Source organism: Salmonella sp. WC3 (genome assembly GCF_042932255.1).
Lineage (GTDB): Bacteria > Pseudomonadota > Gammaproteobacteria > Enterobacterales > Enterobacteriaceae > Salmonella > Salmonella enterica.
Genome location: NZ_CP170629.1, coordinates 2,937,490 through 2,957,300, shown reverse-complemented (window position 1 = coordinate 2,957,300; position 19,811 = coordinate 2,937,490). Strand labels below are relative to the sequence as shown.

General features: G+C 52.2%; 21 protein-coding genes and 4 pseudogenes. 24 read left to right on the top strand and 1 reads right to left on the bottom strand.

The features are described 5' to 3' along the window. The first annotated feature begins 7 nt into the window (after nt 1-7). The 8 genes and pseudogenes from ACFK9X_RS14505 (at nt 8) to ACFK9X_RS14470 (ending at nt 6,463) form a co-directional block, all read left to right on the top strand. Nucleotides 8-397, top strand: a complete 390-nt coding sequence (locus tag ACFK9X_RS14505) for a RusA family crossover junction endodeoxyribonuclease (RefSeq protein ID WP_151116824.1) — start codon at nt 8-10, stop codon at nt 395-397. A 16-nt stretch (nt 398-413) separates the two neighbouring features. Further along, nucleotides 414-1,274, top strand: a complete 861-nt coding sequence (locus ACFK9X_RS14500; protein WP_001061460.1) for a KilA-N domain-containing protein — start codon at nt 414-416, stop codon at nt 1,272-1,274. Between the two features lie 7 nt (nt 1,275-1,281). Continuing rightward, nucleotides 1,282-2,271 (top strand): DUF968 domain-containing protein, encoded by a 990-nt coding sequence (locus ACFK9X_RS14495; RefSeq protein WP_151116822.1) that lies wholly within the window; start codon nt 1,282-1,284, stop codon nt 2,269-2,271. 53 nt (nt 2,272-2,324) lie between these two features. Next, nucleotides 2,325-2,558 (top strand): annotated as a pseudogene (locus ACFK9X_RS14490) (hypothetical protein); the annotation flags it as partial. Next, nucleotides 2,555-3,391: an antitermination protein gene (locus ACFK9X_RS14485; protein WP_001668823.1), complete on the top strand. Its 837-nt coding sequence runs from the start codon at nt 2,555-2,557 to the stop codon at nt 3,389-3,391. The pseudogene ACFK9X_RS14490 and the gene ACFK9X_RS14485, both read left to right, overlap by 4 nt. A gap of 1,634 nt (nt 3,392-5,025) precedes the next feature. Continuing rightward, a complete protein-coding gene (locus ACFK9X_RS14480) occupies nt 5,026-5,370 on the top strand; it encodes a phage holin, lambda family (RefSeq protein WP_001668825.1) in 345 nt (114 codons plus the stop codon). 2 nt (nt 5,371-5,372) lie between these two features. Next, nucleotides 5,373-5,987, top strand: coding sequence for a glycoside hydrolase family 19 protein (locus ACFK9X_RS14475; RefSeq protein ID WP_001005904.1), 615 nt, complete (start codon nt 5,373-5,375; stop codon nt 5,985-5,987). Continuing rightward, a complete protein-coding gene (locus tag ACFK9X_RS14470) occupies nt 5,984-6,463 on the top strand; it encodes a lysis protein (protein WP_001050823.1) in 480 nt (159 codons plus the stop codon). The genes ACFK9X_RS14475 and ACFK9X_RS14470 overlap by 4 nt, the downstream gene beginning before the upstream one ends. A 484-nt stretch (nt 6,464-6,947) precedes the next feature. On the opposite strand, the gene ACFK9X_RS14465 is transcribed toward ACFK9X_RS14470, so the two are convergent. Beyond that, the gene (locus ACFK9X_RS14465) at nt 6,948-7,271 is read right to left on the bottom strand and encodes a hypothetical protein (RefSeq protein ID WP_000268746.1); all 324 of its coding nucleotides are present in this window, start codon (nt 7,269-7,271) and stop codon (nt 6,948-6,950) included. Nucleotides 7,272-7,366: 95 nt separating this feature from the next. On the opposite strand from ACFK9X_RS14465, the gene ACFK9X_RS14460 reads away from it, so the two are divergent. From ACFK9X_RS14460 to ACFK9X_RS14385, 16 genes and pseudogenes are all read left to right on the top strand, one after another. Further along, nucleotides 7,367-7,711, top strand: a complete 345-nt coding sequence (locus tag ACFK9X_RS14460; protein ID WP_191964503.1) for an HNH endonuclease — start codon at nt 7,367-7,369, stop codon at nt 7,709-7,711. A gap of 132 nt (nt 7,712-7,843) precedes the next feature. After that, complete coding sequence (locus tag ACFK9X_RS14455) at nt 7,844-8,308, top strand: phage terminase small subunit P27 family (protein ID WP_000919034.1); 465 nt, start codon at nt 7,844-7,846, stop codon at nt 8,306-8,308. Then, nucleotides 8,262-10,004 carry a terminase large subunit gene (locus tag ACFK9X_RS14450; protein WP_000229716.1) on the top strand — a complete coding sequence of 581 codons (1,743 nt, stop codon included), beginning with the start codon at nt 8,262-8,264 and terminating at the stop codon, nt 10,002-10,004. Before ACFK9X_RS14455 ends, ACFK9X_RS14450 begins: the two co-directional genes overlap by 47 nt. Further along, nucleotides 10,004-11,310 (top strand): annotated as a pseudogene (locus ACFK9X_RS14445) (phage portal protein). Before ACFK9X_RS14450 ends, ACFK9X_RS14445 begins: the two are co-directional and overlap by 1 nt. Nucleotides 11,311-11,323: 13 nt before the next feature. Next, a pseudogene (locus ACFK9X_RS14440) lies at nt 11,324-12,173 on the top strand (head maturation protease, ClpP-related). Between the two features lie 9 nt (nt 12,174-12,182). After that, nucleotides 12,183-13,400: a phage major capsid protein gene (locus tag ACFK9X_RS14435; protein ID WP_151116818.1), complete on the top strand. Its 1,218-nt coding sequence runs from the start codon at nt 12,183-12,185 to the stop codon at nt 13,398-13,400. A gap of 43 nt (nt 13,401-13,443) precedes the next feature. Further along, the gene (locus ACFK9X_RS14430; protein ID WP_047643298.1) at nt 13,444-13,659 is read left to right on the top strand and encodes a hypothetical protein; all 216 of its coding nucleotides are present in this window, start codon (nt 13,444-13,446) and stop codon (nt 13,657-13,659) included. Continuing rightward, on the top strand, nt 13,659-13,982 hold the full coding sequence (locus ACFK9X_RS14425) for a head-tail connector protein (protein ID WP_000901160.1): 324 nt from the start codon (nt 13,659-13,661) through the stop codon (nt 13,980-13,982). Before ACFK9X_RS14430 ends, ACFK9X_RS14425 begins: the two co-directional genes overlap by 1 nt. A gap of 11 nt (nt 13,983-13,993) precedes the next feature. Next, complete coding sequence (locus tag ACFK9X_RS14420; protein WP_001255650.1) at nt 13,994-14,407, top strand: phage head closure protein; 414 nt, start codon at nt 13,994-13,996, stop codon at nt 14,405-14,407. Further along, the gene (locus ACFK9X_RS14415) at nt 14,379-14,891 is read left to right on the top strand and encodes a hypothetical protein (protein WP_001179802.1); all 513 of its coding nucleotides are present in this window, start codon (nt 14,379-14,381) and stop codon (nt 14,889-14,891) included. Before ACFK9X_RS14420 ends, ACFK9X_RS14415 begins: the two co-directional genes overlap by 29 nt. Next, nucleotides 14,888-15,448, top strand: a complete 561-nt coding sequence (locus ACFK9X_RS14410; RefSeq protein ID WP_151116816.1) for a hypothetical protein — start codon at nt 14,888-14,890, stop codon at nt 15,446-15,448. Before ACFK9X_RS14415 ends, ACFK9X_RS14410 begins: the two co-directional genes overlap by 4 nt. Nucleotides 15,449-15,451: 3 nt before the next feature. After that, nucleotides 15,452-15,616 carry a DUF2635 domain-containing protein gene (locus tag ACFK9X_RS14405; protein WP_023233175.1) on the top strand — a complete coding sequence of 55 codons (165 nt, stop codon included), beginning with the start codon at nt 15,452-15,454 and terminating at the stop codon, nt 15,614-15,616. After that, complete coding sequence (locus tag ACFK9X_RS14400) at nt 15,606-17,102, top strand: phage tail sheath subtilisin-like domain-containing protein (protein WP_151116814.1); 1,497 nt, start codon at nt 15,606-15,608, stop codon at nt 17,100-17,102. The genes ACFK9X_RS14405 and ACFK9X_RS14400 overlap by 11 nt, the downstream gene beginning before the upstream one ends. Further along, complete coding sequence (locus ACFK9X_RS14395; RefSeq protein WP_000515953.1) at nt 17,102-17,458, top strand: phage tail tube protein; 357 nt, start codon at nt 17,102-17,104, stop codon at nt 17,456-17,458. Before ACFK9X_RS14400 ends, ACFK9X_RS14395 begins: the two co-directional genes overlap by 1 nt. Beyond that, nucleotides 17,455-17,781, top strand: a complete 327-nt coding sequence (locus tag ACFK9X_RS14390; RefSeq protein ID WP_000588852.1) for a phage tail assembly protein — start codon at nt 17,455-17,457, stop codon at nt 17,779-17,781. The genes ACFK9X_RS14395 and ACFK9X_RS14390 overlap by 4 nt, the downstream gene beginning before the upstream one ends. Before the next feature lie 84 nt (nt 17,782-17,865). Beyond that, a pseudogene (locus ACFK9X_RS14385) lies at nt 17,866-19,790 on the top strand (phage tail tape measure protein). Nucleotides 19,791-19,811 lie beyond the last annotated feature (21 nt).

The window sequence follows — 19,811 nt, the reverse complement described above, 5'->3', positions numbered from 1 at the left end:
GGGCGGCATGAAACTGACATTGCCATTTCCACCCAGCGTTAACACCTACTGGCGGGCTCCGAATAAGGGATCGCTTAAAGGTCGTCACATGGTCAGCGCCAGCGGCCGGAAGTATCAGAGCGAGGCGTGCGCGGCAGTGATTGAGCAGTTACGCCGTCTGCCAAAACCTTCAACAGCCCCGGCAGCGGTAGAAATTATCCTGTATCCGCCAGACAAGCGGATCAGGGATCTGGACAACTACAACAAGGCGCTGTTTGACGCACTGACCCACGCAGGAGTCTGGGAGGACGACAGCCAGGTAAAGAGAATGCTGCTGGAGTGGGGACCCGTTTTCCCGAAGGGGAAGGTAGAAATCACGATCACGAAATTTGAAACAGGGGCGGGTGCAGCCGCCTGAACATGGAGAAAGAAGCATGAATAATTTAATGGTCATTGATGGTATCGAAGTTCGCCGCGACGTTCATGGGCGCTATTGTCTTAACGATTTGCACCGGGCTGCGGGTGGAGAGCAGAAATACCGTCCGAAGTACTGGCTTGATAATAAGCAAACCCGTGAGCTGATTGAGCAACTTTTCACCGAGGGCGGAATTCCACCCTCGGAACAAAATCAATCTGTTAGCTTTTTTCAGGGCGGTAGTGATACCCGAAGTTTGGGTATCGCTCCAGTAAATACTGTTCGCGGTGGTGCTGAACAAGGTACATACGTATGCAAAGAACTGGTGTTTGCTTATGCAATGTGGATCAGCCCGTCTTTCCATCTCAAGGTGATCCGCACGTTCGATCGGATTACCAGTGCGCCACAAACATCTTCTGGTATGGCTGCCGATAAGATGCAGGCGGGGGTGATTCTGCTGGGTTTTATGCGCAAAGAGTTAAACCTGTCCAATTCATCGGTACTGGGCGCGTGTCAGAAACTCCAGGAGGCAGTGGGACTACCTAACCTGGCGCCACAATATGCCATTGATGCTCCGGCTGGCGCGCCGGATGGTTCAAGCCGCCCGACACTGGCACTGAGCGCGCTGTTAAAACAGCATGGTATCCGGATGACGGCTAATCAGGCGTATCAGCAGTTAGCAAAGCTGGGTGTTGTTGAACATCGTGAGCGTTACAGTCGCTCCGCGATTAACGGCATTAAAAAATTCTGGTCGCTGACGGCGAAAGGCTGCATGTTCGGCAAAAACATCACCAGCCCGGCAAACCCTCGCGAGACGCAACCGCATTTCTTCGAGTCCAAATTCCCTGAGCTGCTGAAGCTGCTCGATACCGTTCATTGAGGTGATCGTGAGAGCGTTACTGACCCCTGAAATTGCTCCTCGTATGGGCGTTGTATTGTTCAGGCCGGGATCGGAACTGATGCCCCTGTTTATGCAGGGGCGTGTTCTGCTTGAACCAGAGCCGGAACAATATTCATCTTTCGCCTGCGGCGCGGTCCCGGCGGTATCACAGCCGCTGGCGGATGATCCTGCTGTTCGTGATGTGTTCCGTAATGAGTCGGTTATCTATCGTGCTGGTGGTCTCGATAGTCTGGAAAGCTGGCTACTCCGGGGGAATGGCTGTCAGTGGCCGCATTCAGTCTGGCACAGCGAACAGATGACAACCATGCGCCACGCCCCGGGGGCAATCCGACTGTGCTGGCACTGCGATAACCTGCTGCGCGAACAGTTTACGGAACGGCTGGAATCAATAGCTGTGGAGAACACGACAAAATGGGTTTTATCGGTTGTTTGTCGTGATCTGGGTTTTGACGATATGCACGCAGTCACGCTCCCGGAACTGTGCTGGTGGATGGTACGCAATGACCTGGCAGAAGTCTTACCGGAGAGCGCTGCGAGAAAAGCATTAAGGATGCCGAAGGCAATTGTCCAGTCAGCTACCCGTGAAAGTGAAATTGTCCCCTCGGTGCCGGCCACCAGCATTGTACAGGATAAGGCGAAAAAGGTACTGGCACTCAGGGTTGATCCGGAATCGCCGGAAAGCTTCATGTTACGTCCGAAACGCCGTCGATGGATCAATGAAAGATATACCCGCTGGGTTAAATCCCAGCCGTGCGCGTGCTGCGGGAGGCAGGCGGATGATCCGCACCACCTGACAGGCCACGGTCAGGGAGGGATGGGAACAAAGGCGCATGACCTCTTTGTGCTGCCGTTGTGCAGAACGCATCACAATGAGTTACATGCGGACACCGTGGCATTCGAAGAGAAATACGGCTCTCAACTGGAGTTGATATTTCGTTTTATCGAGCGCGCGCTGGCAACTGGCGTGCTGGCGTAAATGGAGAACGCTTAATGATTAATCCTTCTGAAGTTGGTAAGTCTGGTGAAATGGTTCGCCACACTGCTGGTAGGGAACTCGGTAACGGATATGGTTATTCTGAACATCATAAAACAGTGTATGACCGTGAGCGTTATCTCGAAAGATTGCTGGCAACCATCAAACCCGTGACGCGTGCTGAAGCCGAGGAGGTGTGCCGCTGGTTCCTTGCAAGTGAAAAGGGCCAGTACATGGAAAACCACGGCGCGGCGGTGATGTTTAACTTGGTAGGGGAGTGTGAAGAATGAAACTGGAGGCATCACTAAAACACTTTAGCCCTCAGGGAATGCACATCAGCGACGACGTGAAAGGAACCTCTCCGGATCGTCTCACCGGTACAGATGTAATGGCGGCTATTGGTACCACCAGCAGCCGTGCGCGCTTCGGCCTGGCTGCTTTCTTCGGAAAGGCCGGGATCAGCAAAACGGATGAGCAACTGGCGGTTCAGGCGCTGGCGCGTCACGCGATGGATACTGCACCGAAGAACGTGCGCAAAGCTGCAGGTGGTGAATTTGGCTGGTGTATGCTGGTACTGGCGCAGTTTGCCTTTGCTGAGTATTCCCGTTCGGCAGCTACCAGCGTGACATGTCACACCTGCAAAGGCAGCGGGCGAATTACCCGAACGCAGACAACCCGCAAAGTTTCTTACCCGTGGGGGAAAGCACCATACTGGGCCAGCCACTCCCGCGCTGTCCGCCCGTCTGACTGGGAGAAATGGACGGAGGTAACGGAGATAGTGCCGGCAGTCTGTGAGGCTTGCGACGGTAAGGGAGCAATAAGCGCCCGGTGCCGTTGCGGTGGAAAAGGGGAGGTGCTCGACCGCATGGCGACAAAAGAAAGAGGTGTGCCGGTGTTCAAAACCTGTGAGCGCTGTTCCGGAAATGGTTTTTCTCCGGTACCCTCTACGGCTGCATATAAAGCGATTCTCAGGCGAGTTCCGGAATTACATGTCAGAACATGGACCCGCAACTGGAAACCATTCCTGGAGGTGCTGGTGGATATTTGTTACCGGGAAGAGCGTAAGGCTGATGCTGCTTTTCAGAATGCGACCAGTTTTAGCGATGATTTCAACAAAATTTAGTATTTTCACGACATATAGCTTGATTTTGTCCGAAACTATCGTGTATGCTTCTAATCATGTGAAGTTGTACCTGAACAAAATGAATCATCGAAACCCTGCCGCCTGGTGGGGGTTTTTATGGCTCACTGTTTATTGATGTTTGTCTCAGATTGTTGCGTTTATGTGGATGCTCAATCCAACGGATATTAATACCAGGATGATTTTTATAGAATATCCTTGCTATTTCACGGGCACAGAAATGGATCGAATCAAAAGCGTCTTCACCGCTTGAATGCATATATAAAGACAGTGCATCATTGTTAATGAGATAATGCAGCCACACTCCACCGTAATACCAGCACGTGATATTTTTATAATCGACGGTAGTGGTTCCCTTTTCTTGGTCATTTAACCATTGAATCAGTGTTTCCTCTGTATTCTGATTTGTATCTGAAGTGACAATGGCTTCCAGAAGGACATCATTCCTGTATATGTATCTCCTGCCTTCCCAGGAGCGGCTGATTTTATAATATCGGGGCATATTTATTCTCAGATGATTTAGCATTTCTGGTAAAAAAACGCTCACCGGAGTGAGCGGGCAGCAACTACTATAAAGACACTCGGGAATTACACAGATATTGCTTTTGTTTACCCCTCATAAAGCCGGGCAAAGGTCGCTTTATAACTGAGGGGCCTGTGCAGCGGAACACAATCTACAGGTCATTGTTGCCAGACGTGAGCAGATAATTCTTAAAATAATAAACGTGGTAAATTATCACGTTATGTTATTGCGGTTGCAGTGAATCCCCCTGTGCGGTGGGGCGTAACTGGTTTTCAATGGAAATAGCTGTTTATTTGCCACGCGAGTCACGGTATAGCCAGCCAAAGATTCACCGGGAGGCACCCGGCACTGCAGCATACTGATAACAAATATAGCGTGTCCCAAAGGCTCACTTCGGTGGGCCTTTTTTACAGGCGAAAAAAAGCCCGCTACAGAGAGCGGGCACCTGTATCGTCGCAAAATAATGCCAAAGAGATATAAGGTTCTACAAATGTTCCTGTAAAGAACATAGCCTTAATCAAAACTTATGTAAACTTTTATCCGTAGTGCAGTAGACCTTCTTGTTTCTTAGAGCGTGGAGGATGTCTGCTGTTAAAGTTTTACTTTAGTAAGCCGATAAAAACACAGTTATGGTGAATCCCCCTGAGCGGCGGGGCGACCAGTCTAATATATGTTCCTCGCGAACCATGTCGACTGGTATGTGGTTCACCGGGAGGCACCCGGCACCGTAACAACCGACCGCCACTGGCTCACCCGGACAGATTTCTAAGCTGTAGGCACGAGGTCTGATTTCCGCTGACCGCTCCAGTAAAAGTTTTTCAGTATGAGATGATGGGATTACCATAGTGACTGAAAGCGGCCTGAGTTTGAATGGGTGCCGTTTTTTGCAAAATTGCTGTGTAAAAATACTGACCACTGGGCTCAGCGCTCATCCAAAAGCACTCCGTTAAAATCCGTACAACCGTGGGTGGTTTGTTGGATGGAGTGCCGCTGAATATATAAATCTTATATTACAGGCTGCGTATTCGCGTGGCCTTTTCTTTTTCCACTCACCCGATACCCGGGTAATTAGTCTCCCGGACAGGGGGAGGTCATGAAAATGCACTTTGATCCCCATTCGTGGGACAGCTGGAGCGAACTTTTTCAAAGCTGGTGGCGGGGAGACGTACCCATTGGCGGCGTTGTTATGGCAATCGTTGTTGCGTTTTTCCGCATGGTCTATAACGGCAGCAGCTGGAAAGAAACGCTGTTTGAAGGGTTGCTGTGTGGTTCTCTGACCCTGACGGCGGTTTCTGCGCTGGATTATTTTGATGTGCCGAAAAGTCTGACAATAGCCATTGGCGGCACTATCGGATTTATCGGCGTGAAGAAAATCAGCACCATCATTTCAACGTATTTCAGTAACCGCTTTGGCGGTGGCAACCCCCCACAGGTTTAATCATGAATGAATCCCAATTTCAGCAGGCGGCTGGTATCAGCTCCGAACTGGCCGCGCGCTGGTATCCGCATATTACTGCGGCAATGAAAGAGTTTGGTATTACAGCAGTTAACGATCAGGCTATGTTCATTGCACAAGTTGGGCATGAATCTGCTGGTTTTACCTCGCTGGTCGAGAGCTTCAACTACTCGGTAGATGGGCTGATGAAAACCTTTGGTAAACGCCTGACGCCGTATCAGTGTGAAATGCTGGGGCGTGTCGATGGTAAGCAGGTGGCCCACCAGCCGCAAATAGCCAATCTAGTTTACGGTGGCCGCATGGGTAACAAAGACGCCGGAGATGGCTGGAAGTATCGCGGGCGTGGGCTTATCCAGATTACCGGGCTGGAGAATTACACCAGATGCGGCGTTGCCCTGAAACTGGATCTGGTGGCGAATCCGGGACAGCTTGAACTGGATCGTCATGCCGCCCGTTCCGCAGCGTGGTTTTTTGTGACTAGAGGGTGTCTGAAATACTCCGGCGACCTGGTGCGCGTTACGCAGATCATTAACGGAGGGCAGAACGGCATCGGTGACAGGCGAGAGCGCTTTGAAAAAGCAAAATCGGTGCTGGTATGAATCTGTTACCTGTATTGCTGAAAAAATACTGGTTGCAACTCTCAGTGACTTTGCTGATTGCTGTACTTGCATGGACAACAGACCATTACCGCGACAACGCCATTCAGTATAAATCGCAGCGTGATACCGCCAGTCATAGTCTGACGCTGGCGAACGAGACTATCAGCGATATGGAGGTGCGCCAGCGTGACGTTGCCGCCCTCGATGCAAAATACACAAAGGAACTAGCTGATGCACAAAACAGGAATACTGATTTGCAGCGCCTCCTTGCTGCTGGTGGCCGGGTGCGTGTCGAAGGACGCTGTACAGTGCCAACCACAACCAAAACCGCCAGTACCCGCCGCGTGGGCAATGCTGCCACCGTCGAACTCTCTCCAGTTGCTGGACAAAACGTTCTCGATATCCGCGCCGGAATCATCAGCGATCAGGAAAAACTGAAGTATTTGCAGGAGTACATCCGGACGCAGTGCAGATAAAAAATTCCCACAGGACGGTTACGGTTCCGGCCTGCGGGGTGTCATAAAGAGCACAAAATGTCCTATAAGGGGATATACGGACGTATGTCACATACCATGGTACTGAAGAAAAAGATCTCATGTATCAACGCAGCGTAACCAGACGTTAAAAACTGGCACACCTCATGAAAATAACCCAGTATTGACAGGATATAATGCTGCCTTTGTAGTCGAATGATTAAACAATTCTCTATTTATAAGAATAACTGCCATCATCGTTGATATATCAATGTGGATAAAATAAAACAAACTACTCTTATTTTACCTCTGCCAGCCAATACCAGTATAAAGCAGAGGTTGCCAGCTATCCGGTTAGGTATAACTCTTCCAGGTGGCTCCTGAGGGTTGTGTTTTATCTGTTAGCTGATAGTAACCAAAGGCCGCATATTATGGCGGCCTTTTCTATTGCCATCACCATGGGCAGACTCATCATAATAACGTAACTTCATTTGACGCAGCGGCATGGTTTAATGGTCGGCAGGCCAGTAACTATCCGGGCCTCGCTATTAACGGCGTCAAAATTTATGGCGCAAAGCTTTTGGTATCGCCCTGTGGTGAAGCCAGATTTTTCCGTTGAACTCAGCAGCGGATTAATTGTTTTACATTTGGCCCGGTGAATTCGGGTAAAGCGCTTATCACTTTTCGTGTTCTGTCCACTGGCGCTCTTTAAGGCATTCACGACAAATCCATCAGGGTTATCACGAAGCCAGTTACGGTAAGCTAATTCGCTGGCTGGTTGATGATCGCTTCTGAATATTTTGACAGCCATATCATTTCTCCATGCGGTTTATGGTGACGACTATACAACAAGGTATCCACATGACAAAACCGGACCGGGGAGCCCCGCAACACATAGGGGCGGATGTGAAAAAAGAGCTCCGTATCTACGGCAGCAAATGGGACCAGGAGCGCCTCCTGTTCCTTCGTACTCATCCGTTGTGTGCCATGTGTCATGAGCAGGGAAGAGTGACGGCGGCAACGGTGGTCGATCATATCATTCCGCACAAACTGAAAGAGGCGCTGAATAGTGGAAACGCCGAAGCGATAGCGAAGGCACAAAAGCTATTCTGGAGCCGGAAGAACTGGCAGGGGTTGTGTAAGCAGCACCACGACTCTACGAAACAACGAATGGAGAAACGTGGTGTCGTCGTGGGCTGTGACGAGAACGGTATTCCACTTGACCGTGCATCGCACTGGTTCAGACGATAACAATTCTCATATGTGTGGCAGCTATGAAGGAGGTGGGCGGGTTAAAAGTTCACAGCTTTGTGCCTGCGTGACCGCCCGCCCCCCTCTGTGTGCACAACCGCGAAATGAAAAGTTTTTTTCCGGGAGGTTCCGATGGCAGGACGGCGCCCGAAACCGACCCACCTGAAAGTGGTTACCGGCAACCCGGGCAAACGTAAACTCAACGATAAAGAACCCCAACCAGCAAAAGAAATCCCCAGCCCGCCAGCACATCTTAGCGACTGGGGAAAAGTTGCGTGGGGCAGGCTCACAGTTTTACTTGATGGCATGGGTATTCTTACAGTTGCCGATTCACTGGCGCTGGAGCGTCTTTGCGATATCTATGCAGATATCCTTCAGCTTCGTCTGACGATCGCGGACGAAGGGAGAACTTATACAGTCCAGACTGAAGGGGGATTTTTGATTAAGGCGAACCCGGCTGTTGCGATGCTGGCTGATGCCGATCGACGGTTTAAAAGTTACCTGGTCGAATTCGGTCTCACCCCGGCCGCCAGAACAAAGGTGAAAGTTGATGGTGGAGAAGAGAAAGAAGACCCGCTCAACCAGTTCTTCGGTTGACCCCACCACTCGTTATGCGATGGATGTGGCGTCCGGTAAGGAAATTGCCGGACCTGATATCCGCAATTCCTGCAAGCGTCACCTGAAGGATCTGGAGTCCTGCCATGCCCGCGGTCTGGTATGGGATACGGAAACAGCGCAGCGTGCCATCGACTTTTTCGCGAAAGTGCTGAAACTTAACGGCGGCGAACACGAAGGCAAGCCGTTCAATCTGTTACCCTGGCAGTGCTTTATCGTGGGGTCTATATTTGGCTGGCAAAACTCAGACGGCTATCGCCGGTTCCGTATGGTGTACGTCGAATCCGGTAAGGGGTCAGGTAAATCACCGCTTGCAGCTGGTATCGCTCTTTACTGCCTTGTCGCCGACAAGGAACCACGCGCGGAAGTCTACGCGGCCGCCACGAAAAAAGACCAGGCCATGATACTGTTTCGCGATGCTGTGGCGATGGTTGACCAGTCGCCAGCACTGGCACAGCGGATTAACAAATCAGGCGGTGCCGGGAAAGAGTGGAATCTGGCTTTTCTGCAGACCGGTTCTTTTTTCCGGCCTATCAGCTCAGACGACGGCCAGTCAGGGCCACGCCCGCATTGTGCTCTGATAGACGAAATTCACGAACATAAAAATAACCAGGTCGTGGAAATGATGCGCGCCGGAACGAAAGGCCGCCGGCAGGCGCTGATTTTCATGATAACTAACAGTGGCCATGATAAAACCAGCGTCTGTTATGACTATCACGAATATGGTCGCAAGGTTGCTGAAGGTTCAGTTGACGATGACAGCTTCTTTTCTTTTATCTGTTCGCTGGACGAAGGGGAAGATCCCTTTAAGGACGAGACCTGCTGGAAAAAGGCTAACCCTTCGCTGGGACACACCTTTACTGAGCGCTATTTGCGTGAGCAGGTCACGCAGGCCCGCGGAATGCCGTCGAAGGAAAGCATTGTCCGGCGGTTGAACTTCTGCCAGTGGGTGGATGCTGATAATCCCTGGATGAGCAGTGATGTCTGGATGGGATGCGAGGAGGATTTCGACCTGCAGGAGCTGCGGGGCGAGGAATGCTATGGCGGTCTGGATCTTTCAGGCAGCCGGGATCTCACAGCACTGGCTCTGTTCTTTCCGAAAAAGAGAAAGTTGGTGGTGGAATTCTGGACGCCAAAAGACACTCTGACAGACCGGGCGAAAACAGACCGGGTTCCATATGACGCATGGGAACGGGACGGATACATCCACACCACACCAGGTAAAGCCGTGAAGTATGGTTTTGTTGCTGAACGTATCGCAGATCTTGCAATGCAGTTCGACATCAAAGCCATTGCCTTCGATCAGTACCGTATTAAATACCTTGAGCCGGAACTGGACGAAGCCTCAGTATCAGTGCCGCTGATCCCGCATGGGCAGGGCTACTACAAGGCAAAAGATTCTGGTCTGTGGATGCCGCATTCTATCGAGCTATTTGAGCAGATGCTGGATGATGGTGCAGTCGTTATTAAAACTAATCCCTGCCTGCGCTGGAATGCAGCTTCCGCAGTAACCGAAGCCGATCAGAAAGAAAACCGCATTTTTGCCAAGAAAAAAAGTACCGGACGTATTGATGGCGTGGTGGCTTCCGCTATGGCAATAGGTGCATCAGAAGAGGATGTCACTGATGATGGCGATGTTGATGGTTTCTTTGATGATCCAATCATAGTGGGTATCTGATGGCGAATAATAAACACCCCGGGCGAATAAAAAGCGCCCTTTTAAACTGGCTGGGCGTCCCCGTCAGCCTGACTAACGGCGAGTTCTGGCGCGAGTGGTTCGGAACCAGCAGCAGTGGAAAAGTTGTGACGGCTGATAAGATTATCCGCCTGTCTGCTGTATGGGCCTGTGTCAGGCTGTTGAGTGAATCGGTTTCCACGTTACCGCTGAAAATCTACGAGCGGCAGGCTGATGGCTCCCGAAAACTGGCTTCTGATAATCCTGCTTACCAGGTGCTTTGCCGGCGCCCCAATCCTGAAATGACGCCGTCACGTTTTATGCTGATGGTGGTCGCCAGTATCTGTCTGCGGGGAAATGCATTTGTTGAAAAACTGTTTATCGGCAGAAAACTGGTATCGCTGGTTCCGCTGTTACCACAGAACATGGTAGTAAAACGACTGGATAGTGGGCAATTGCAGTACTCATATACTGAGAACGGAAAACAGAGAATTATACCTGTAAACCGGATTATGCATATCCGTGGATTCGGTCTGGATGGTGTATGTGGCATGATGCCTGCGATGACGGGCATCGATGTGTTTGGTGCGGCAATGTCGGTGGATGAAGCCGTGGCAAAAATCTTTGAAAATGGCCTTCAGAGTACAGGGTTTCTTTCTTCAAAAAATGCGCTGACCAAAGAGCAGCGTGATCGTCTGAGGCAAAACCTTCAGTCTTTTATCGGTTCAAAAAATGCCGGAAAACTGATGGTGCTGGAAAATGAACTCACATACCAGAATGTCACCATGAATCCGGAAGCGGCACAATTGCTGGAAAGCCGTTCCTTCAGTATCGAGGAAATTTGCCGCTGGTTTCGCGTTCCTCCTTTCATGGTCGGTCATACCACTAAACAAAGTAGCTGGGCATCCAGTCTTGAAGGGATGAACCTCCAGTTCCTGACGCACACTCTTCGACCGCTGCTGGTGAATATTGAACAGGAAATTGGCCGGTGCCTGCTCGATAGCGATGATGACGTGTTCGCGGAGTTCTCCGTTGAAGGACTGCTGCGCGCTGACAGCGCTGGCCGTGCGGCTTACTATACCAGCGCGCTTCAGAATGGCTGGATGTCGCGAAACGATGTTCGCCGTCTGGAAAATATGCCGCCGATTGAAGGGGGGGGGACATTTACACCGTTCAACTCAACCTGACGCAGCTGAAAAACCTCGAAAGCGTCAACCCTGCAGTTCAGGCGCTCGCTGTCAGAGAGCTGCATAACCATGTATTCCCCGATATTCCTTACGAACAATCTCCGCTGAAACAGGCCGCTTAGGAGCACTTTCCTTATGAGCAAGAAACAACTTCCGGCAGCGCCGGCGGGGCGCCCCTGTGCGCGCGTTACCTGTGAAACCCTTCCTTCCGCACTGGACCGCTGGAACGGCGGGATCAAAGCTGCGGCCACCGACGATAACAGCATTTCTGTTTTTGATGTTATCGGGCAGGACTACTGGGGCGGAGGGGTGACGGCGAAACGCATTGCCGGTGCGCTTCGTGTGATGAATGGCGCTGACGTCACGGTGAATATTAACTCTCCGGGCGGCGACATGTTCGAAGGACTGGCCATCTACAACCTGCTGCGTGAATACCAGGGGAAAGTTACGGTCAAGGTGCTGGGCATTGCCGCCAGCGCCGCCTCTGTTATCGCGATGGCCGGGGATGATATTCAGATTGGTCGTGGGGCCTTCCTGATGATCCACAACTGCTGGGTGGTGGCAATGGGTAACCGGCATGACTTTGCTGAATTATCTGCCTCTCTCGAACCGTTTGATAACGCAATGGCTGACATTTACGCCGCACGCTCCGGGCTTGATATGGCCACAGTGCAAAAACTGATGGATGCCGAAAGCTACATCGGCGGTAGCGATGCCGTGGAGAAAGGTCTGGCCGACAGCCTTCTTTCTGCTGATGCCGTAAGTGACGGTGACGAAACTCCTGCTGCAGCGTTGCGTAAGCTCGATGCGTTGCTGGCAAAGACCAACACTCCGCGATCTGAACGCCGGAAACTGATTAAAGCCCTGTCCGGTGGCATGTCTGGCGCTGCCACCAACCATGACGGCACGCCGGGGCGCTGCCGAAGAAATAAAACCTGAAATCATCAATTCTCTTGAAAACGCCCTCGCTGCGTTAGTCAAATAAGGACCTTTTATGTCTGAAGTAAATGAAATTCTGAAAAAAGTTACCGCCAGCATTGAAGAAGCAACAGGCAAATTTAACGCCAAAGCGGAAGAGGCTCTGACTGAGGCGAAGAAGAACGGTAAATTGTCAGCGGAAACTAAAGAAACCGTAGACAAAATGGCGACCGAGTTTAATGCACTCAAAGAAGCCGAAAAAACCCTAAAGGCTGCGCTGGGCGAACTGGAGCAGCATGTTGCGCAGATGCCACTTGCAAACGCAAAAATGGTTGTTGAGACTGTCGGCCAGCAGGTTATTTCTGCAGAAGCCATTAAAGTTCTTTCGTCCAGCATCGAAGGGAACAAGCGTATTTCTGTTCCTGTAAAAGCTGCGCTGATCTCCAGTGACGTTCCTGAAGGTATTGTTGAGCCACAAAGACTGCCAGGTATTGATGTAGCGCCAAAGCAGCGGTTATTTATTCGAGATTTAATCGCGCCTGGGCGAACTGGATCACCGGCTATTTTCTGGGTGCAGCAGACCGGCTTTACCAATGCTGCAAAAGTGGTTCCGGAGAATACGGCCAAGCCGTACAGCAATATTGAGTTCACTCCGAAAATCACTCCTGTGACAACCATCGCACACATGTTCAAGGCATTCAAGCAGATTCTGGACGACTTCGCTCAGTTGCAGTCCATGATTGATGCTGAAATGCGTTACGGCCTCAAGTATGTCGAAGAGCAGGAGATTTTGTTCGGCGATGGCACTGGCGCACACCTTCATGGCATCGTGCTGCAGGCAACGGCTTATAGCGCGGCATTTGCCGTTGAGCAGCAGAACGGTATTGACGATCTGCGCCTGGCAATGCTTCAGGCTCAACTTGCCCGCTTCCCTGCATCCGGACATGTTCTGCACTTCATGGACTGGGCGAAAATCGAACTGACTAAAGACACCCTGGGGCGCTATATCCTAGCGAACCCGGCGGCATTGACGGGCCCGACGCTGTGGGGGCTTCCGGTTGTTGCCACCGAAGCAGCTGCTTTCCAGGGAAAATTCCTGACAGGTGCATTTAACGCTGGTGCGCAGATTTTTGATCGTGAGGATGCCAATGTGGTTATTTCCACTGAAAACGCCGACGATTTTGAGAAAAACATGATCTCAATTCGTTGTGAAGAGCGTCTGGCACTGGCAGTCAAACGTCCGGAAGCATTCATCTATGGTTCCTTCACTGTCCCGGCACCTGCTGGCGCATAAAACCTGCTGCGGCCTGCGGGCCGCTTTTTTATGGGAGTGAGCTATGAAAATAATTGCACAAAAGCCGCTGTACATAAACGGCGACGTGGTTACCGAAGGCTCGGTATTCGAAACCATTGAGCAGCACGGACGCGAACTGATTAATAAAGGATATGCACATCTGATTGAGGTCGATAATTCTGCGCAGCCGGAACAGCCGGAACAGCCGGAACAGCCGGAACAGCCGAATACTAAAGCGGATAAAAAGGTCAAAAGGTAATGCTGGGTTTGAATATAGTGAAACAGCATTTACGTCTGGAACCTGACATTACTGACGATGATGAGTTATTGCGTCTCTATACAGGGGCAGCTGTGGCTTATGTTGAACAATGGACACGCCGGAAGCTGTATATGACCAGTGAGGATGATGGCTTTCGGGAAGATCCTGACAGCCTGTTGCTTACGGACAACGTGAGAGCTGCATTGTTATTGTTAGTGGCATTCTGGTACGAAAATCGTGAACCAGCCGGGATGGGGGAGATTTCAGAAACTCCTTTTGCGGTTGAAGCCTTGTTACAACCATATCGCATTTACGGCCTGTAGAAGGAGGGGGGATGCGTTCAGCAAGAAACAGCCCGGTAAATACCAGTGCAACTTATCTTCTGCCAGATCCCGGTGAGCTGAACCGGCGAGTTACGATTCGCCTGCGTGTGGATGAGCCGAATGATGATTTTGGCGTGTCCCCCTCGTATCCGGAGGAAATCCGCACCTGGGCGAAGATGGCCCAGCCCGGAGCGGCGGCCTATCAGGGCTCCGTACAGACGGAAAAAATCGTGACGCACTATTTCACGATCCGCTGGCGCCGGAATATTACCGCCGATCATGAAGTGTTCTGCGACGGGCAGGTTTACCGCATCCGGCGCATACGCGACCTGAACAGCAAACGTCGTTTCCTGTTACTCGAATGCGAGGAACTGGGCACTGAACGGGGAGAGGGCTATGCAGAACAAAGCGTTTTTACACGTTGATTTTGAACAACCGGAAACGCTTGTTTTTAACCGGGCGCGTTTGCGCCGGGCGTTTGTCAGTATCGGGCAGGTACATATGCGTGATGCCCGCCGCCTGGTCATGAAGCGGGGGCGTTCCGGACCCGGCGATAATCCTTCATACAGAACGGGAAAACTGGCACGCTCCATCGGGTATTACGTTCCGCGGGCATCCAGTCGCCGTCCTGGATTGATGGTGAAAATTGCCCCTAATCAGAAGAACGGGGAAGGGAACCGCCCGATCTCAGGCGCATTTTACCCTGCATTTCTGTTTTACGGTGTACGGCGCGGCGCAAAACGTAAAAAAGGGCATCACCGGGAGGCCTCCGGTGGCAGCGGCTGGAAAATTGCTCCCCGCAACAACTATATGGCGGAGGTACTGGAACGACGCCGCAGCTGGACCCGTTACATACTGTCCCGCGAGCTCCGGAAATCCCTGCGTCCACAAAGAAGGAGTAAAAAGTGAGACTGACCCCCGTTATTGCCGCACTGCGTGCCCGTTGTCCGCGTTTTGAGAACCGCGTGGGGGGGGCCGCACAGTTTAAAGCCATTCCTGATGCCGGTAAGCTGAAACTGCCGGCAGCGTATGTTGTACCGTCAGAAGATGTTACTGGCGAGCAGAAATCGCAGACCGACTACTGGCAGGATTTGACGGAGGGTTTTTCCGTCATCGTGGTACTCAGCAACGAACGGGATGAAAAAGGGCAGTGGGCTTCTTACGACGCAGTTCACGACGTCAGGCAGGAAATCTGGAAGGCGCTGCTGGGGTGGGAGCCGGATCCGCAGGCGCATGAAATTCAGTATGCGGGTGGGATGCTTCTCGATCTGAACCGCCACGAACTGTATTACCAGTTCGACTTCACGGTGAAGTATGAAATTACCGAAACAGACACCCGCCAGCAGGATGATCTGGACGGCCTGCCCGACCTTAAAACGCTCAGTATTGATGTTGATTTTATCGAACCCGGTACCGGGCCAGATGGCGACATCGAGCACCACACCGAAATTACATTTCAGGAATAAACCATGTTTGTGAAACCCGCAAAAGGGCGATCGGTTCCCGATCCGGCCCGTGGCGACCTTTTACCTGAAGGAGGTCGAAATGTTGATGAGAATAACTACTGGCTGCGCCGCGAGGCCGCTGGTGATGTCCGGCGCATGAATAAAAAGGTGAAAACAAATGGCGATTAGTTTTAATTCCATCCCGTCAGATACACAGGCTCCGCTGTTTTATGCCGAGATGGATAACTCGGCGGCAAATACCGCCCGGGACAGCGGGGCATCACTGCTGATTGGTCACGCCAGCAATGATGCGTCAATTGCCGTCAACAGTCTTGTTCTGGTGTCATCGGTTGATTATGCCCGTCAGATTTGCGGTGCCGGAAGCCAGCTGGCCCGTATGGTCGGGGCGTACCGTAAGACCGATCCATTTGGCGAACTGTATGTCATTGCCGTACCTGAATCCACAGGCGCGGCAGCAACCGTCGCTTTGACGGTAACTGGCGAAGCGACGGAAACCGGAACGGTGAATGTCTATACCGGCCGAACCCGCGTTCAGGCTCCCGTGACCAGCGGTGATGACGCTGCGGCGGTGGCTGTGAGCATTAAGGATGTGGTCAATGCAAACCCTGATCTTCCCTTTACGGCAACATCAGAAGCGGGGGTGGTGACACTGACTGCGCGCCACAAGGGGTTATATGGAAATGAAATTCCGGTCACTCTCAATTATTACGGCTTTGGCGGTGGGGAGGTGTTACCGGCGGGTGTGAATATTACGGTTGCCAGCGGCGTGAAGGGGGCCGGTGCGCCAGCTCTTAACGACGCGGTGGCAGCGATGGGAGATGAGCCGTTCGATTATATCGGCCTTCCGTTTAACGACACGGCATCGGTGAACACGATGGCAACTGAAATGAATGATTCCAGCGGTCGCTGGAGTTATGTCCGGCAGTTGTATGGTCACGTTTATACGGCGAAGACGGGGACTCTGTCGGAGCTTGTGGCCGCGGGTGACCAGTTTAACCTGCAGCACATCACCCTGGCGGGCTATGAGAAAGACACCCAGACGCCTGCTGATGAACTGGCTGCAAGCCGTACTGCCCGTGCTGCGGTTTTTATCCGTAACGATCCGGCGCGCCCGACCCAGACCGGGGAACTGGTGGACATGCTGCCGGCACCGAAAGGCAAACGCTTCACGACGACTGAACAGCAGACGTTACTTTCCCACGGTGTGGCAACGGCGTATGTGGAAAGCGGCGTGCTGCGTATTCAGCGGGATATCACGACGTACAGGAAAAATGCGTATGGTGTGGCGGATAACAGCTACCTTGACAGCGAGACGCTGCATACCAGTGCTTATGTGTTGCGCCGTCTGAAATCTGTTATTACCAGTAAATACGGGCGCCATAAACTTGCCAATGATGGTACGCGTTTCGGGCCTGGTCAGGCCATTGTCACGCCTGCCGTTATCCGTGGTGAGCTGGGATCAACATATCGCCAGATGGAGCGGGAAGGCATCGTGGAAAACTTCGATCTGTTCCAGCAACATCTGATAGTGGAGCGTAACGCGAACGATTCGAACCGCCTGGATGTGCTGTTTCCGCCTGATTATGTCAATCAGTTACGTGTGTTTGCAGTGCTTAACCAGTTCCGTCTGCAGTACAGCGAGGAGGCTGCATAATGGGAAAAATTGCGGGAACAACGTATTTCAAAATCGACGGACAGCAACTGTCGGTAACCGGAGGGATTGAAGTCCCCATGAACACCAAAGTTCGTGACGACGTGATTGGCCTGGATGGTTCCGTTGACTACAAGGAAACCAGCCGGGCACCGTATACGAAGGTGACCGCCAAAGTGCCGAAAAGCTTCCCGGTCGATAAAATTACGTCTTCTGATGTTATGACCATCACATCAGAGCTGGCAAATGGTCAGGTGTATGTTCTCTCAAACGCCTGGCTGCACGGCGAAGCCAACCATAACCCGGAAGAGGGCACCGTGGATCTTGAGTTCCACGGTGAGGAGGGATTTTACCAGTGATAAAAGAACTTGTGCTCAAAAAGCCGATTATGGCGCATAACGAAAAGCTTCATGTGCTGGAGCTGCGCGAACCGTCCTACGATGAAATCGAAGCCATTGGTTTTCCGTTCACCGTTTCCGGTGACGGCGGCGTCCGGCTGGACAGTTCGGTTGCGCTGAAATATATCCCTGTGCTGGCAGGTATTCCACGCTCCTCGGCAGCGCAACTGGCAAAACTGGATATTTTCAAAGCCTGTATGTTGATCCTCAATTTTTTTACCCGGTCGGAGACGGAGGAGGACTCAGAAAGCGGGTCTACAACACCGCATACTTCTGGCGAATAAACCCCCTGGAGCTCCGGCGGGCGGTGATATCCGATTTTCTGGAGCTGGAGTCGGAGGCTGTCCGTATCAATGAGGAAATGAAGCATGGCTGACAGTTTCCAGTTAAAGGCCATTATCACTGCCGTTGACCAGTTATCGGGTCCGCTGAAAGGGATGCAGCGGGAACTGAAGGGATTTCAGAAAGAAATGGCCGGGCTGGCGATCGGTGCTGCTGCTGCCGGGACCGCTGTTCTTGGGGCGCTGGCGCTGCCCGTGAATGCTGCGATCGGCTTTGAGTCAAAAATGGCTGACATCCGGAAGGTGGTTGACGGCCTGGATGATAAAAAAGCATTCGCGCAGATGAGTGACGATATCCTGACGCTGTCCACACAGTTACCGATGGCGGCGGAGGGAATTGCAGAGATCGTGGCGGCGGGCGGGCAGGCATTGCCCGCGGCGATTTGATGCAGTTTGCGAACGATGCAGTGAAAATGGGTGTGGCGTTTGATACCACTGCCGAAGAGTCCGGTCAGATGATGGCGCAGTGGCGGACAGCGTTCAAACTGACGCAGGAAGACGTGGTTGTCCTGGCCGATAAAATCAACTATCTGGGGAATACCGGCCCGGCAAATGCGAAGAAAATTTCTGATATCGTGACGCGGATTGGTCCGCTTGGCGGTGTTGCCGGAGTGGCATCCGGCGAAATTGCCGCGATGGGAGCCACCATTGCCGGGATGGGGGTTGAATCGGAGATAGCCTCCACTGGTATCAAAAACTTCATGCTGTCGTTAACCGCAGGTAATTCGGCAACCAAAGCCCAGAAACAGGCTATGGCTTTCCTGAAGCTGAATCCCCGGAAACTCGCTGAGGATATGCAAAAGGATTCGCGCGGGGCCATGCTGAAGGTGCTGGACTCGCTCGCGAAAGTGCCAAAAGCTAAACAGGCCGCCGTCATGAATGCGCTGTTTGGCAAGGAGTCACTTAGCGCGATTGCCCCGCTGCTGACCAACCTGGATTTGTTACGCACCAATTTTGATCGTGTGGCTGATGCCCAGGAATATGGCGGCTCGATGCAGAAGGAATACGCATCCCGCGCGGCCACAACAGAAAACCAGCTGGTTCTGCTGAAAAACAGCGTCAATGCGATTTCGGTAACGCTGGGCGATACCTTCCTGCCCGCCATTAACGAAGCTGCAGAAGCGGTCATGCCTTACCTGGAGCAGCTCCGGACATTCGTTCGCGCGAATCCTGAACTGGTTCAGTCTGCGGCGAAGTTCGGCGCGGCGCTGCTGGCTGTTGGCGTATCCATTGGCAGCCTGTCCCGGGCTGTCAAAATCCTGAACAGTGTCATTAATCTCTCTCCGGCGAAAGTCGCCATTGCGGCGCTGGTGGCCGGCGCTATGCTGATCATTGAGAACTGGGACGATGTTGCTCCGGTGATTAAGGCGGTATGGCAGGAGGTCGATAACGTTGCGCAGGAGATGGGCGGATGGGAGACGGTGATTGAAGGGGTTGGTCTGGTTATGGCTGGTTCTTTTACCGTCAGGACCATTGGTGCCCTGCAGCAGTCCGTCCTGCTGGCCGGACGGCTTTCCGGCCTGCTGGGTAAAATTGGCCGGATGGGGGCCATGACGCTGACAATTGGCGTGGCGGTGTCACTCTTTAAAGAGCTTAAGGATCTGGAGCAGGGGGCGAAGGATGCGGGTATGGATGCTGGCGCATTCGCTGTACAGAAGCTGCAAACGAAGGAGCGTGAACGCGGGTATAACGGTTTTATTCCCAGACTCAAAGAGCTTCTTGGTATGGACACCCCGATTCCGCAGGGGCGTTATCAACCTTATGTGCCACTGACCCGGCGTTCTGGCGTACTCGAGCGAGCTGTCCCGCCATCAACGCAGCGCAGTGAACTCAAAGTGACATTTGAGAATGCACCACAAGGTATGCGTGTGACTGATATACCGAAATCCGGTAATCCATTGATGAACATCAGCCATGATGTGGGTTACTCACCCTTTCGTACATCACGATAAACCTGCTCCGGCAGGTTTTCT